General features: G+C 73.2%; 10 protein-coding genes and 1 pseudogene. 5 read left to right on the top strand and 6 right to left on the bottom strand.

Translation table 11 applies throughout. From position 1 onward, the window contains the following. Positions 1-226: 226 nt before the first annotated feature. On the bottom strand, positions 227-1,672 hold the full coding sequence (gene gndA, locus ACODT5_RS08180) for an NADP-dependent phosphogluconate dehydrogenase (RefSeq protein ID WP_422518511.1): 1,446 nt from the start codon (positions 1,670-1,672) through the stop codon (positions 227-229). Between the two features lie 207 nt (positions 1,673-1,879). Here gndA and ACODT5_RS08175 point away from each other — a divergent pair, with 207 nt between their 5' ends. Next, positions 1,880-3,133 (top strand): transglycosylase family protein, encoded by a 1,254-nt coding sequence (locus tag ACODT5_RS08175; RefSeq protein ID WP_422518510.1) that lies wholly within the window; start codon positions 1,880-1,882, stop codon positions 3,131-3,133. A gap of 141 nt (positions 3,134-3,274) precedes the next feature. Here ACODT5_RS08175 and ACODT5_RS08170 read toward each other — a convergent pair. Beyond that, positions 3,275-4,057 (bottom strand): annotated as a pseudogene (locus ACODT5_RS08170) (DMT family transporter); the annotation flags it as partial. A 200-nt stretch (positions 4,058-4,257) separates the two neighbouring features. Here ACODT5_RS08170 and ACODT5_RS08165 point away from each other — a divergent pair. Next, positions 4,258-5,745: an SDR family NAD(P)-dependent oxidoreductase gene (locus ACODT5_RS08165; protein WP_422518509.1), complete on the top strand. Its 1,488-nt coding sequence runs from the start codon at positions 4,258-4,260 to the stop codon at positions 5,743-5,745. A gap of 101 nt (positions 5,746-5,846) precedes the next feature. Here ACODT5_RS08165 and ACODT5_RS08160 read toward each other — a convergent pair whose 3' ends face one another. Then, positions 5,847-6,224 (bottom strand): hypothetical protein, encoded by a 378-nt coding sequence (locus tag ACODT5_RS08160; protein WP_422519593.1) that lies wholly within the window; start codon positions 6,222-6,224, stop codon positions 5,847-5,849. Between the two features lie 312 nt (positions 6,225-6,536). Here ACODT5_RS08160 and ACODT5_RS08155 point away from each other — a divergent pair, with 312 nt between their 5' ends. After that, complete coding sequence (locus ACODT5_RS08155; protein WP_422518508.1) at positions 6,537-6,713, top strand: hypothetical protein; 177 nt, start codon at positions 6,537-6,539, stop codon at positions 6,711-6,713. Positions 6,714-6,935: 222 nt separating this feature from the next. Beyond that, positions 6,936-7,925, top strand: a complete 990-nt coding sequence (locus ACODT5_RS08150; protein WP_422518507.1) for an NAD-dependent epimerase/dehydratase family protein — start codon at positions 6,936-6,938, stop codon at positions 7,923-7,925. Here ACODT5_RS08150 and ACODT5_RS08145 read toward each other — a convergent pair. From ACODT5_RS08145 to ACODT5_RS08135, 3 genes are read right to left on the bottom strand one after another with little or no spacing between them, the layout of a single operon-like run. Further along, positions 7,911-9,398 carry a lipase maturation factor family protein gene (locus ACODT5_RS08145; RefSeq protein ID WP_422518506.1) on the bottom strand — a complete coding sequence of 496 codons (1,488 nt, stop codon included), beginning with the start codon at positions 9,396-9,398 and terminating at the stop codon, positions 7,911-7,913. The two genes, ACODT5_RS08150 and ACODT5_RS08145, sit on opposite strands and share 15 nt — an antisense overlap. Continuing rightward, positions 9,356-9,994, bottom strand: coding sequence for a DUF1990 family protein (locus ACODT5_RS08140; RefSeq protein ID WP_422518505.1), 639 nt, complete (start codon positions 9,992-9,994; stop codon positions 9,356-9,358). The genes ACODT5_RS08145 and ACODT5_RS08140 overlap by 43 nt, the downstream gene beginning before the upstream one ends. Then, the gene (locus ACODT5_RS08135) at positions 9,991-11,022 is read right to left on the bottom strand and encodes a YndJ family protein (protein WP_422518504.1); all 1,032 of its coding nucleotides are present in this window, start codon (positions 11,020-11,022) and stop codon (positions 9,991-9,993) included. Before ACODT5_RS08135 ends, ACODT5_RS08140 begins: the two co-directional genes overlap by 4 nt. Before the next feature lie 175 nt (positions 11,023-11,197). Here ACODT5_RS08135 and ACODT5_RS08130 point away from each other — a divergent pair, with 175 nt between their 5' ends. Further along, positions 11,198-12,490: a DUF6777 domain-containing protein gene (locus tag ACODT5_RS08130; RefSeq protein WP_422518503.1), complete on the top strand. Its 1,293-nt coding sequence runs from the start codon at positions 11,198-11,200 to the stop codon at positions 12,488-12,490. Positions 12,491-12,496: the final 6 nt, after the last annotated feature.

Genomic DNA, 12,496 nt, shown 5'->3' with positions numbered 1-12,496 from the left:
GCGCCGGAACCGGGACCGGGGGAGGGTGGAGGTATGACACAGCCTCCCGTCCCCGACCCGGTCCCGGTGCCGAATCCGTTCCCGGATCCGGGGCCGCTGCCCCGGCCCGTGCCGCCGACACCGGGCCCGGTGCCCGAGCCCGACCCGGTTCCGCCGCCGCCCGGCCCCGCGCCGCAGCCCGCGCCGGAGCCGTGGAGCTGACGCGGAGCCGGTCCGGCCCGCCGCGTCAGTCCGTACGGACTTCGGAGCGGTCGCCGCTCCACAGCGTGTGGTACGAGCCCTCGCGGTCGGTCCGCCGGTAGGTGTGCGCCCCGAAGAAGTCGCGCTGGCCCTGGGTCAGGGCCGCCGGGAGCCGCTCCGAGCGCAGGGCGTCGTAGTACGCCAGCGAGGCCGCGAAGGCCGGTACCGGAATGCCCTGGCGGACCGCCGCCACCAGCACCTCGCGCCAGTCGTGCTGCGCGGCGCCGATCTCGTCGGCGAAGCCGGCGTCCGCCAGCAGGCTCGGCAGCTCCGGCCGGGCGTCGTACGCGGCGCGGATCCGGTCCAGGAACGCGGCCCGGATGATGCAGCCCCCGCGCCACAGCGAGGCCACGGCGCCCGGGTCCACGCCCCAGCCGTACTCCTCGCTGCCGGCCTGGATCTGGTGGAAGCCCTGCGTGTACGAGACGATCTTCGAGGCGTACAGGGCCTGCTCCACCTGGGCGGCGAAGGCGTCCGCCGCCCCGGCGGAGAGCGGCTCGGCCTTCGGACCCGCAAGCCCCCGCGCGGCCGTACGCAGCTCGCCGTGGCCCGACACCGCGCGGGCGAAGACCGCCTCGGCGATCCCGGACACCGGCACGCCCAGGTCGAGGGCGATCTGCACGGTCCAGCGGCCGGTGCCCTTCTGCTCGGCGGCGTCGGCGACCACGTCCACGAACGGCCGTCCCGTCGCGGCGTCCGTGTGCGCGAGCACCTCGGCGGTGATCTCGATCAGGTACGAGTCCAGCCGGCCCTTGTTCCAGGAGCGGAAGGTCTCGGTGATCTTCGCGGGGGAGTACCCGGCGACCTCGCGCAGCAGGTGGTAGGCCTCGGCGATCAGCTGCATGTCGGCGTACTCGATGCCGTTGTGCACCATCTTCACGAAGTGCCCGGCGCCGTCGGGGCCCACGTGCGAGGTGCAGGGCGTGCCGTCGGCGGCCTTGGCGGAGATCTTCTCCAGCAGCGGGCCGAGCGAGGCGTAGGACTCCTCGGATCCGCCGGGCATGATGCTCGGGCCGAGCAGCGCGCCCTCCTCGCCGCCCGAGATGCCGACGCCCACGAAGTGCAGGCCCTGCTCGCGCAGCTCCTTCTCGCGGCGGCGGGTGTCCTCGAAGTGGGCGTTCCCGCCGTCGATGATCACGTCGCCCGGCTCCAGCAGCGGGGCGAACTCGCGGATCACCGCGTCGGTCGGCTCACCGGCCTTCACCATGATGATCAGCCGGCGCGGGCGCTCCAGCGCGTCCACGAACTCCTTCGCGGACCCGGCGGCCACGAAGGAGCCCTCGTGTCCGAACTCCTCCACGAGCGCCGTGGTCTTGGCGGTGGTGCGGTTGTGGACGGCGACGGTGAAACCGTTGCGGGCGAAGTTGCGGGCGAGGTTGCTGCCCATCACCGCGAGTCCGGTGACGCCGATCTGGGCCGTGCTGCTGGTCATGTGCGTGCGCTCCTGAGTGCGTCGACAGTGCATTCGATGTGCGGAGGAATGCAGGAACACCGACGCTACCCCGATGGAGATCCTTACCGCTGTCCTACATTCGGCGCGAAACCAACTTCCCCTCGAACGCGTTGTGTTGTTCGCCTTGTCATGCCCCGGTCGTGGCGTTAGGTTGCGAGGTTCCTGATGTCTTCGATGGGGGCTCCCATGGGTGTACGGGGCCGGCACCGCCGGTATCAGCCGAGCAGCATCAACCGTGCTTCGCTCGTCGTCACCGCCGGCGGAGCCGGGATAGCACTGCCCCTGATCGGAGCGGGCACGGGGCATGCCGCCTCGCTGGACACGTGGAGCAAGGTCGCCGCCTGCGAATCCACGAGCAACTGGCACATCAACACCGGCAACGGCTACTACGGCGGACTCCAGTTCAGCCAGAGCACCTGGCGCGCCTTCGGCGGAACCGCGTACGCCGCCCGCGCCGATCTGGCCACCAAGGCGCAGCAGATCGCCGTGGCGGAGAAGGTGCTGAAGGGTCAGGGCCCGCAGGCCTGGCCGGTCTGCGGGAAGAAGGCCGGACTCAGCCGCAGCGGCCCGGCGCCCGCGCTCGGCGCGCAGGGCAAGGCGACCGGACCGGGGAAGGCGACGGCTCCGAAGGTCGCGGCCCAGGCCGCGCCGAAGGCGACCCCGAAGGCCGCTCCCCAGAGCACGACGCCCCGCCCGGCCGGGACTTCCGTGCTGCCCGACCCGTACGTCGTTGCTTCCGGCGACTCGCTGTCGGAGATCGCCACCGAGCAGCACGTCGAGGGCGGCTGGCAGTCCCTCTACGCGACCAACCGGGCCGTCCTGGGCGGCGATCCGGACCTGATCTTCCCGGGGCAGAAGCTCACCCTGCGCGTGACGGCGGCGCCGCCCGCGCAGCCCGCGCCGAATCCGGAGAAGCCGCCGCGCACGGCCGAGCCCGTGAAGCCCGTGGCACCGGCGAAGCCCGCCGAGCAGGCCGGCAGGAAACCGGCCGAAAAGCCTGCCGAAAAGCCCGCGGAAAAGCCGAAGGCCCCCTCCGGTGCCTTCAGCGCCCCGGTCGACGCGGGCCTCGGCACCTCCTACCGGGCCTCGGGCTCGGCCTGGTCCAGCGGCTACCACACCGGCATCGACTTCCCGGTGGCCACCGGCACCACCGTCAAGGCCGTCAGCAACGGGCAGGTGGTCTCAGCGGGCTGGGCCGGTGCGTACGGGTACCAGGTCGTCATCCGGCACACCGACGGCCGGTACTCCCAGTACGCGCACCTCTCGGCGCTCTCGGTCAAAGCCGGCTCGGCGGTCTCCGGCGGACAGCGGATCGGCCGCTCGGGCTCGACCGGCAACACGACCGGGCCGCACCTGCACTTCGAGATGCGTACGGGACCCGGCTACGGCACCGACATCGACCCGCTGAGGTACCTGCGGGCGCACGGAGTCTCCATCTGAGGCAGGGGCCGCGGCCGAAACCGGAGTCCGGGTTTCGGCCGTAGCCGTCGCCGGAGCTGCAGCCGGCGCCGCTCCCGATGCCACGGGTACGCGCGCGTCCCGGGGCGCGACCGTGAGCAGGACGAGCCCGGTCGCCGCCACCGCCGCGCTCACCAGCGCCGCGGCGGCGCCGGCCGCCCCGTAGCGGAAGCCCTCGTCGAACAGCGCGATGCCGACCGCCGCCGCGACCACCGGGTTGGCCACCGTCACGGTGGCCAGCGGCGCGGTCAGCCCGGCGCCCCGGTAGGCCGCCTGCGACAGCAGCAGTCCGGTGGCGGCCAGCGCGGCGATCGCGGTCAGCTCCGGCCAGAGCGTGACCAGCGCGTCCGGCGAGAAGCTCTCGGCCACCGACTTCGTGAACACCGAGCCCATCCCGAAGGCGGCTCCCGCCGCCGTGGCCAGCAGCACGCTGTGTGCGGTGACCCGCCGCACCCGGCGCGCGGCCAGGAACAGTACGGACACCAGGGCGCCGGTCGCCGCCAGGAGCAGGCTCTGCTCCTGGCCCGACAGGGACTGCTCGGCCCGCCCGCCCCCGCCCGTCAGGGCCAGCAGCCCGGCGAGCCCGGCCGTGGCCAGCACGGCCCCGCGCCAGGCCGCGGCCCCCGCCCGCCGCCGTACGAACACGGCGGCCATCGGGAGCGCGAAGACGATGGTGAGCGCGCCGAGCGGCTGTACCAGGCTCAGCGGCCCGTAGGCCAGCGCCACCACGTGCAGCAGGGCGCCGAGGCCGTTCAGCGCGATCGCCGCGTACCAGGCGGGCCTGCGCACCGGGGCGTACGGCAGGCCCGTCGTACCGGACGCGACCCGCTCCTGGACGATCGCTCCGGCCGCATACGCCACGGCGGACACCAGGCACAGCAGGACCGAAAACGCTAGGGCACTCATAAAAGTCACAATGCCCGAGTCCGGAGAGCTATTCCTCCCCCTCAAGGCGGGCACGGGTACGCCCCTGGTCGTACTCCGAACGCAGTAGCCGCGAGCGCGGGAGTGCGTTTGTCTTCCCCCGTGGGGGATCCGTACACTAGCCCTTTTGGGGACTTCCGCATCCGGCGGACGCGGACGACTGATCAAGGAACGCAGCGGGTATGACGGTGACCGAAGACAGCCAGGAGCAGGGCCACGCCTTCGGGCCCGGCATCGACCCCGACCGCCTGGCCCTCTGCCTGAGCGTGCTCGACGAGCTCGACAAGCTCGACGTCGACCACCCGGACGCGATCACCGTGCGCCGCGCCACCGCCGGTCTGTACCGGACGGTCAAGCAGCGCCGCCGCCAGGACCGCCGCGCCGCCAAGACCGCCAACGACAGGGCCGTCACCGAGGCGACCGCGACCGGCTCGGCCGAGCGCATCGACGACGAGACCGAGGGCCTGCTGCCCTCCTCGGTCACGGAGGCCGGCCGGATCGCCGGAGTCCTCCAGCGCCCTCGCTCCTGCTACGTCTGCAAGACGCGCTACGTAGAGGTCGACTACTTCTACCACCAGCTCTGCCAGGACTGCGCCACCGTGAACCGGACCAAGCGGGAGGCCCGCGCCGACCTCACCGGCAAGCGCGCGCTGCTCACCGGCGGCCGCGCGAAGATCGGCATGTACATCGCGCTGCGGCTGCTGCGCGACGGCGCGCACACCACGATCACCACCCGCTTCCCCAAGGACGCCATCCGCCGCTTCAAGGCGATGGAGGACTCTGCGGACTGGATGCACCGCCTGGAGGTCGTGGGCATCGACCTGCGCGACCCGGCCCAGTCCGTGGCGCTCGCCGACCAGGTGGCCGCGGACGGTCCGCTCGACATCCTGATCAACAACGCGACGCAGACCGTGCGTCGCCTGCCGTCCGCGTACGCGGCGCTGGTCGAGGGGGAGAGCGCCCCGCTGCCGGCCGGCGAGCTCCCGGCCCACCACGTCATCGGCGCCTTCAACTCCGGCGCGGTCGACGGCCTGGCGGCGCTGCCCGTCGGCGTGAGCGGGCTCGAGGCGCAGAAGGTCGCCGACCTCGCACTGGTCGCGGGCAACGCCAGCCTGGAGCGGCACCTCGCCGGTACCGCCATCGACGCGGGCGGCCTGCTGCCCGACGTCGTCGACAGCAACACCTGGGTGCAGACCATCGACCAGATCTCCCCGGTGGAGCTGCTCGAGACCCAGCTGTGCAACTACACCTCGCCGTTCATCCTGATCAGCGCGCTGCGGCCCGCCATGGCCGAGGCGGCCCGGAAGTCGGACGGCGGGCGGGCGTACATCGTGAACGTCTCCGCGATGGAGGGCGTCTTCAGCCGCGGCTACAAGGGCGCGGGACACCCGAACACCAACGCGGCCAAGGCCGCGATGAACATGGTGACGCGGACCAGCGGCCAGGAGATGTTCCAGGCCGACCGGATCCTGATGACCTCGGTCGACACGGGCTGGATCACCGACGAGCGCCCGCACTTCGACAAGCTCCGCCTCGCCGAGGAGGGCTTCCACGCCCCCCTCGACCTGGTCGACGGCGCGGCCCGGGTCTACGACCCGATCGTCCGCGGCGAGCTCGGCGAGGACCTGTACGGCATCTTCCTCAAGGACTACGCGCCCGCCAACTGGTAGGCCGCGCGTCCCAGGGCCGCCAGGCCCCGGTCACCCGCCCCGCGTCACATGAGCGCCCCCGGTCACCCTCCCCGAGAGGGTGACCGGGGGCGCTCATCTGTTCAGGCCGTACGGCCGTAGGCCCCGGCGGCGACCAGCTCCAGCACCGGGCGCCAGTCCTCCAGCACGCCCGCGTCCAGGCCCGCGGACCGGCCCGCTTCGGCCGCGTGACCGAGGGACTCCGCGTCGGGGTCCGGCCCGGGCGGCGGTGTGCCGGGTCTGTGGAGCCCCGCGCCGTGGAACCGTACGAGCCGGGCCACCCGCTCGCCCAGCAGGGGGCGGATCGCCTCCGCGGGGTGGTGGATCAACAGCCCCGCGACCTGCAGTTCTTTGTCGAAGGGGTGCGACCGGCGCAGCAGCGCCGCCACCCGCAGCCCGTGACCATCGCCGTGCTCGCCCCGCAGCAGGTCCATCAGCTCCCCGACGCTTCCGACGACCACCGGCACTTCGGACTTCGCCACTGTCGTTCCCTCCGTCGCCCGACCGCGCATCACCCGTATGGCGCCGTCGAGCAGATCAGCCGTACACGACGCGCCGCCGTGCGAGGTGATGAACTCGTGGAGAAAACAAGCTGTCCGGAGCGGATTTTACCTTTCCATCGAGCGGGGGTGCGCTCATATGTGTACTCTGATCGCCATGAGAGCCCCACACGGGCACTCGCTCCAGCAAGGCGCCACCGCGTCCGGAAACCCCCTCTTCCCGCACCCGCGCGCGGTTCGCCCGCCGGGTTACGCGACACAAAGGAGTGCGCGGTGACGCCAGAACTCACGACGACCGACCAGACGGCCAGGGAACGGACCGGGACGCGGAGCACGAAGCGCCCCGAGACCCTCGGCAACCTGGAGGTCTGGGCCCGGTCCGCTCCGATCCGTCTCGCCGGCTACGAGGACGACCTCGCGGAGCCGCACATCCTGCCCGGGATCGACTGATCACGCTCCAGATCCGTACGGTGCGTTCCGCCCGTCGTCCCCGGTGTGAAGACCCGGGACGGCGGGCGGCGGTCTGCGGTGGGGGAGCGGCGGGCGCTCGATGACGGCTCCGTTCCATGTCGGACGGCGCCCGGAAGTTCCCGGTATCGGTACGCCGTGGGCGTCATCGCTGTGGGCGATCAAGGGTTATGCGGACCACCGGCCCCGGGCAGGCTGACCTGCATGAAGCTGCTGATGCTGGGTGGAACCGAATTCGTCGGGCGCGCGATCACCGAAGACGCCCTGAGCCGCGGGTGGGAAGTGACCGTCTTCCACCGCGGGAACCACGCGCCCCCGCCGGGCACCAAGGCCCTGCACGGGGACCGCACCGCCCCCGGCGGCCTGGACGCCCTCGTCGAGGGGGAGTGGGACCTCGTCGTCGACACCTGGGGCAACGCCCCCACCGCCGTCCGCGACAGCGCCCGCCTGCTGCACGGCCGGGTCGGCCGGTACACGTACATATCCAGCCGCTCGGTGTACTCCTACCCCGCCCCCGCCGGTCTGGACGAGAGCGGCCCGCTGGTCGAGGGCTCGCCCGACGCGGACGCCACCGCCTACCCCGAGGACAAGCGCGGCGGCGAACTCGCGGCCCTGGACGCCTTCGGCGACCGCGCCCTGCTGGTGCGCGCCGGGCTGATCATCGGCCCGTACGAGAACGTCGGCCGGCTGCCCTGGTGGCTGAACCGCGTCGCCCGCGGCGGCCCCGTCGTCGCTCCCGGGCACCCCGAACTGCAACTGCAGTACATCGACGTGCGCGACCTGGCGCGCTGGACCCTCGACGCGGGAGCGGCCGGGCTCGGCGGCGCCTACAACCTGGTCTCCCCGGTCGGCCACGCCACCATGGGCAGCCTGCTGGAGGCCTGCGCCACCGCCACCGCCACCGGCGCCGAGTTCGATCCGCGCTGGACCGACTCGGCGCTGATCGAGAAGGCGGGCATCGAGCCCTGGACCGAGCTGCCCATCTACCTTCCCGAGGGCGAGCTGCACGACTTCATGTTCGGCGGGGACGTCACCAAGGCTCTGGAGGCGGGCCTCGTCTGCCGCCCGGTGGAGGAGACCGTCGCCGACACCTGGACCTGGCTGCAGACGCTCGGCGGAGTCGCCCCGCACCGGCCCGACCGGCCGCAGAAGGGCATATCGGCGGAGCGGGAGGCGGCGCTACTCGGGCTCTGACCGGGGGTTCGGTCGGGGTTTCGACCGGGGTTCCGGCCGGGGCTCCGACCAGGACGCCTCCGCGAGCCGGGTCGGCGGCAGGTACTCGCGCACCAGCGTGCGGTGCCACCACGCCCCGGTCTCGCGGAGCTCCCGCCAGGTCGTGAACCGGTAGCGGTACAGCCGTGCCCGGACGTAGAGCGGCGGTGCGTCCGGGAAGGGGTTGTACCGGATCAGCTTCAGGGTGTCCCGGTCGCCCGCCAACAGCCGCTCCACGAACGGCCCGAACCAGTCGCGGGCGTAGCCGGGGGAGAGCGCCGCGAACCACATCAGCCAGTCGAGGCGCAGGTGGTACGGGGCGAACTGGCGCGGCATCCGGCGCACGTCACCCGGCTTGCCCCTGAACCCGTACTCCCGCCACGCGCCGTCCTCCCGGGGCCACCGGTCCGCGGTGCCCTCCACCACCACCTCCTCGCGGATCCGGCCCACCGTGCCGAACGCCCCGTAAGTGTTCACCAGGTGGAGGGGGTCGAAGGACCGGTTCATCACCTGGCCGCGCGAGATCATGTTGGCCACCGGGTGCCGGCTCAGCACGAGCACCAGCGCGGTCATCGCGCACACCAGCACCACGTACCAGAGCGGGCCCTGCCGGGAGGCGGCCGGCGGCGGGTCGCCGGCGAGCGCGCCGAAGTCGATGGCCGGCAGGGCCGCCGTGATCGTGATCCAGTTCAGCCAGGCGAAGTTCCCCGACACCACCAGCCACAGCTGGGTCGCCACGATGATCCCGGCGGCGTACGAGGCCACCGGCTGCGGGGTGAACAGCAGGACGGGCACGACCAGTTGGGTCACGTGGTTCGCGGCGCACTCCACCCGGTGCAGCGGCTTCGGCAGGTGGTGGAAGAACCAGCTCAGCGGACCGGGCATCGGCTGCGTCTCGTGATGGAAGTACAGACAGGTGAGCCGGCGCCAGCAGGGGTCGCCCCGCATCTTGATCAGCCCCGCGCCGAACTCCACCCGGAAGACCACCCAGCGCAGCAGCCACAGCACCAGCACCGGTGGCCCCGCCCGCGCGTTGCCGAGGAAGACGGCCAGGAAGCCGACCTCCAGGAGCAGCGACTCCCAGCCGAAGGAGTACCAGGTCTGCCCCACGTTCACGATCGACAGGTACAGCAGCCACAGCAGCGCCCACATCGCCATCGCCGCGCCCAGCGGCACCGCGTCCCCGGCCCCCGCGGCGAGCGCCGCCGCCAAGGCGGCCCCGGTCCAGGCGCAGACGGCGAAGAACCGGTCGGAGTAGTGGAGGTGGAACAGGCTCGGGGCGCGCCGGAAGGGCACGTACCGCAGGTGGCGCGGCACGGGCAGCATGCCGTGCGCCCCGATCAGTGCGCGGAACTGCAGGGCGGCCCCGGTGAAGGCGACGAGGTAGACGCCGGCCAGGGCACGCTGGAAGATCAGCCGCCCCAGCCAGTATCCCGGCGCCGTGAACCATTCCATCCCCTCCAGTATCGGGCCGGCGCGGGCCGGGCGCCCGAGGCGAGGCGCCGCACGTACCGCCCGAGGCGGCGGGCGTAGGCCTGCTGGAGGAAGGGGACGACCGGGCCGGCGAGGCGGGTGTACCAGGTTGCCGGGCGGCTGAAGGCGTTCACCTCGAACCACACCGAGCCGTCCGGCTCCATGTCCACGACGAAGGACTCCTCGCCGCTCTCGGGATGCCCGGCGAGCGTGCCGTAGGCGAAACCGGTCCGGCGGGGTTCGTACGCGGTCCAGATCACCTCGCACGGGGCGTCGATCCGCACCGGGCCGATCCCGATCCCGACCACGACCCGGTCGCCGGGCCGGACGGGGAACGCTCCGGCGGTGACGAGCATGCCCGAGGCGCGGTGCGCGCGGAAGGTGGTGACGGCCGCCCCGGCGGCGTCGAAGGCGGCCTGCCCCTGCCCGATCCGGGTGCGGTGGTGGGTGAAGTGGTACCCGGCGGGCAGTGGCCGCCGGGCCGTGGCGCCCCGGTCGGGGTAGTTGAAGGTGCTGCGGCCTACGCTGCGGCCTACGCTGTGGCCTGCGCTGCGGCCTTCGCTGATGAGGCGGCTCATGCCGGGATCTCCGTTCGGTCGGCCAGGGCGGCCGGTGCGGGCAGGGCGGCGGGTGCGGGCAGGTCGGCCCCCGCAGGCGGTCCGGGTGGGCGGGTGGTCAGGCGGCGCCAGGCCAGCAGCGAGCACAGGCCGAAGCCGAGGGCGTTGCCGAGCCCGTGGGTCGCGGCCATCCAGGTCAGGGTGGGGTGCACGATCCCGGTGGCCTCGCCGAGCGCCCACCACAGGGCGAGCAGCATGGTGGCCACCAGAACGGCCGCCGAGCTCGCGAGCAGCGCGCCGGTGATCCGGTCGCGCACGGCGGCCCCCGGGCGGACGTCCCGCCAGGTGAGCAGGGCCACCGCCCACATGCCGCCGGTCAGCGTCACGGCGCCCACCAGCTCGGCCCAGTCGTCGATGAAGTAGCCGAGCAGCACGAGCGCCGTCCCGGCCGGGACGCTGTACGCCGCCCAGCGCGCGAGGGCTCCGTCGGCGCAGGCCCGGCACACCAGCCCGGCGACCAGGGCCGCGGCGAAACCGGCGAAGTGGAAGTGCGGCACGGTCAGGGCCAGGATGTCGAGGTCGAAGCCGAAGAGCCGGTACCCGGCGCGTTCGGCGACCAGCGCCGTCCCGGCGACCGAGGGCGCCACGAGTGCGGTGAGCACGGCCACCTCGGCGGGCCCGAGAGCCCGACCGGGTGCGCCGGTACGGGTCAAGCTCCGCGCCGACGGGTCCGGGACCCGCGCAGACGCGGCCGGTACCCGCACCGACGGGTCCGGGACCCGCGCCGAGGACCGTACCGACAGGACCACGGTCCGTACCGCCGGGACCGCGGCCCGTACCGCGAGGGCCAGCGCGGCCGCCGCGTAGAGCGCGGCGAGGGCCGTGGCCGTGGCTCCCCGGGGCAGCCACAGGCAGACCGCTCCCGGGGCCGCGAACAGCGGCCACAGCCGGGCCGTCCGGCTGAACCGGACCGGATCGATCAGGCGCAGGCCGGCCGGGACGACGTACAGCATGCCCAGGGTGACGATCAGATTCACGAGCACGGTCACCGAGGATCCCCCCTCCCAGGAACGAACGCATTGAACGCGTTCAACTCACGATCGTGAGCCTAGACCCTCTCTTGAACATGTTCAAGAGAGGGTCCGGTGCGTGATCTCCGGTTGCGGCCACCCCGGACATGCGGCAGACAAGAGGGAGCAACCGGGGCGAAAAGGGAGATGCAACGTGTACGCACCGACACCTCGTCAGGCGCCGCGTCGTCACGCACCGGCCCGTGCGGCCCTCTTCACCGTCCTCGGACTCCTCGCCGCGGCCTGCGGGGCCTCCGGCGAAGAGGGACGGACCAAGGGCCCCGCCGCCGAGAGCCAGGACGTCCACCTCCAGCCCGTGGCCTCGGCCGGCCCGGACCCCTTCACCTCCTCCTCCGCCACCGGCGAATCGGCCCCCGTCCAGCCCCCGCTGCCCAACGCGACCGGCCGGGGCATCCGTACCGTCAACGCGGCCACCCCCGGCCTGTACGGCGGAACCCAGCGGCTCGGCAGCTGCGACGTGGAGGCGCAGGTCCAGTCCCTGACCGCCGACGACGCCAAGGCCCGCGCCTTCGCCCGGGCCTCCCAGGTGGAGCAGGAGCAGATCCCCGACTTCCTGCGGGGCCTCACCCCGGTCGTGCTGCGCGCCGACACCCGGGTGACCAACCACGGCTTCGTCGGCGGCAACGCCAACGCCTTCCAGTCCGTCCTCCAGGCCGGCACCGCCGTCCTCGTCGACGACCACGGCATGCCCCGCGTCCGCTGCGCCTGCGGGAACCCGCTCCTCTCGCCACGCGCCGCCCCCGGCGCGCCGGTGCTCAAGGGGGAACCCTGGAGCGGCTACCAGCCCACCCAGGTCGTGGTCATCGAGCCGACCATGCAGGTGATCAACAACCTGGTCATCGTGAACATCGCCGACAACACCTGGATCGAGCGCACGGCCGGCGACGACGGAGCCCAGGACCGCACCCCGCGGACGCCGCCCCCGTACGACCCGGCCGACGGGATCCCCGCCGGTCCCGCGACCCCGCCCGGCACCGCGCCGGCCGAACCGTGCCGGACCCCGGAGAGCAACAGCCTCGCCCGCACCGAGCCGCCGCCCACCGGCCCGCCGAGCCCCGGCCGCAGCCCCGCCCCGAACGCGGCCGACTGCCCGCCGGGCTCCCCGCAGACGGCCCCGAACACCCCGAACACCCCGGTGACCCCCGACCAGCCCTCGTCCGGCATCCCCTCGGGCCCGCCCACGGCCCCGCCGCCCGCCACCGACCAGCCCTCGGACGTGCCCACCGACATCCCCTCCGACCTGCCCGGCCAGACCCCGAGCGACCCGGGGACCCTGGTGGGCCCCGACGGGGTGTCGCCGCAGCCGAGCGATCCGTACGCGGACCCCTATGCGGACCCGTACGCGGACCCGTACGCCGACCCCTACTCCGTCCCCGAGCAGCAGCCCTCGGCCCCGTACGACGGCCAGTACCTGGAGAGCGCCTGACCGGCC

Source organism: Streptomyces tatrensis (assembly GCF_049310065.1).
Taxonomy (GTDB): Bacteria; Actinomycetota; Actinomycetes; order Streptomycetales; family Streptomycetaceae; genus Streptomyces.
This window is presented reverse-complemented; position numbering and strand designations above follow the sequence as displayed.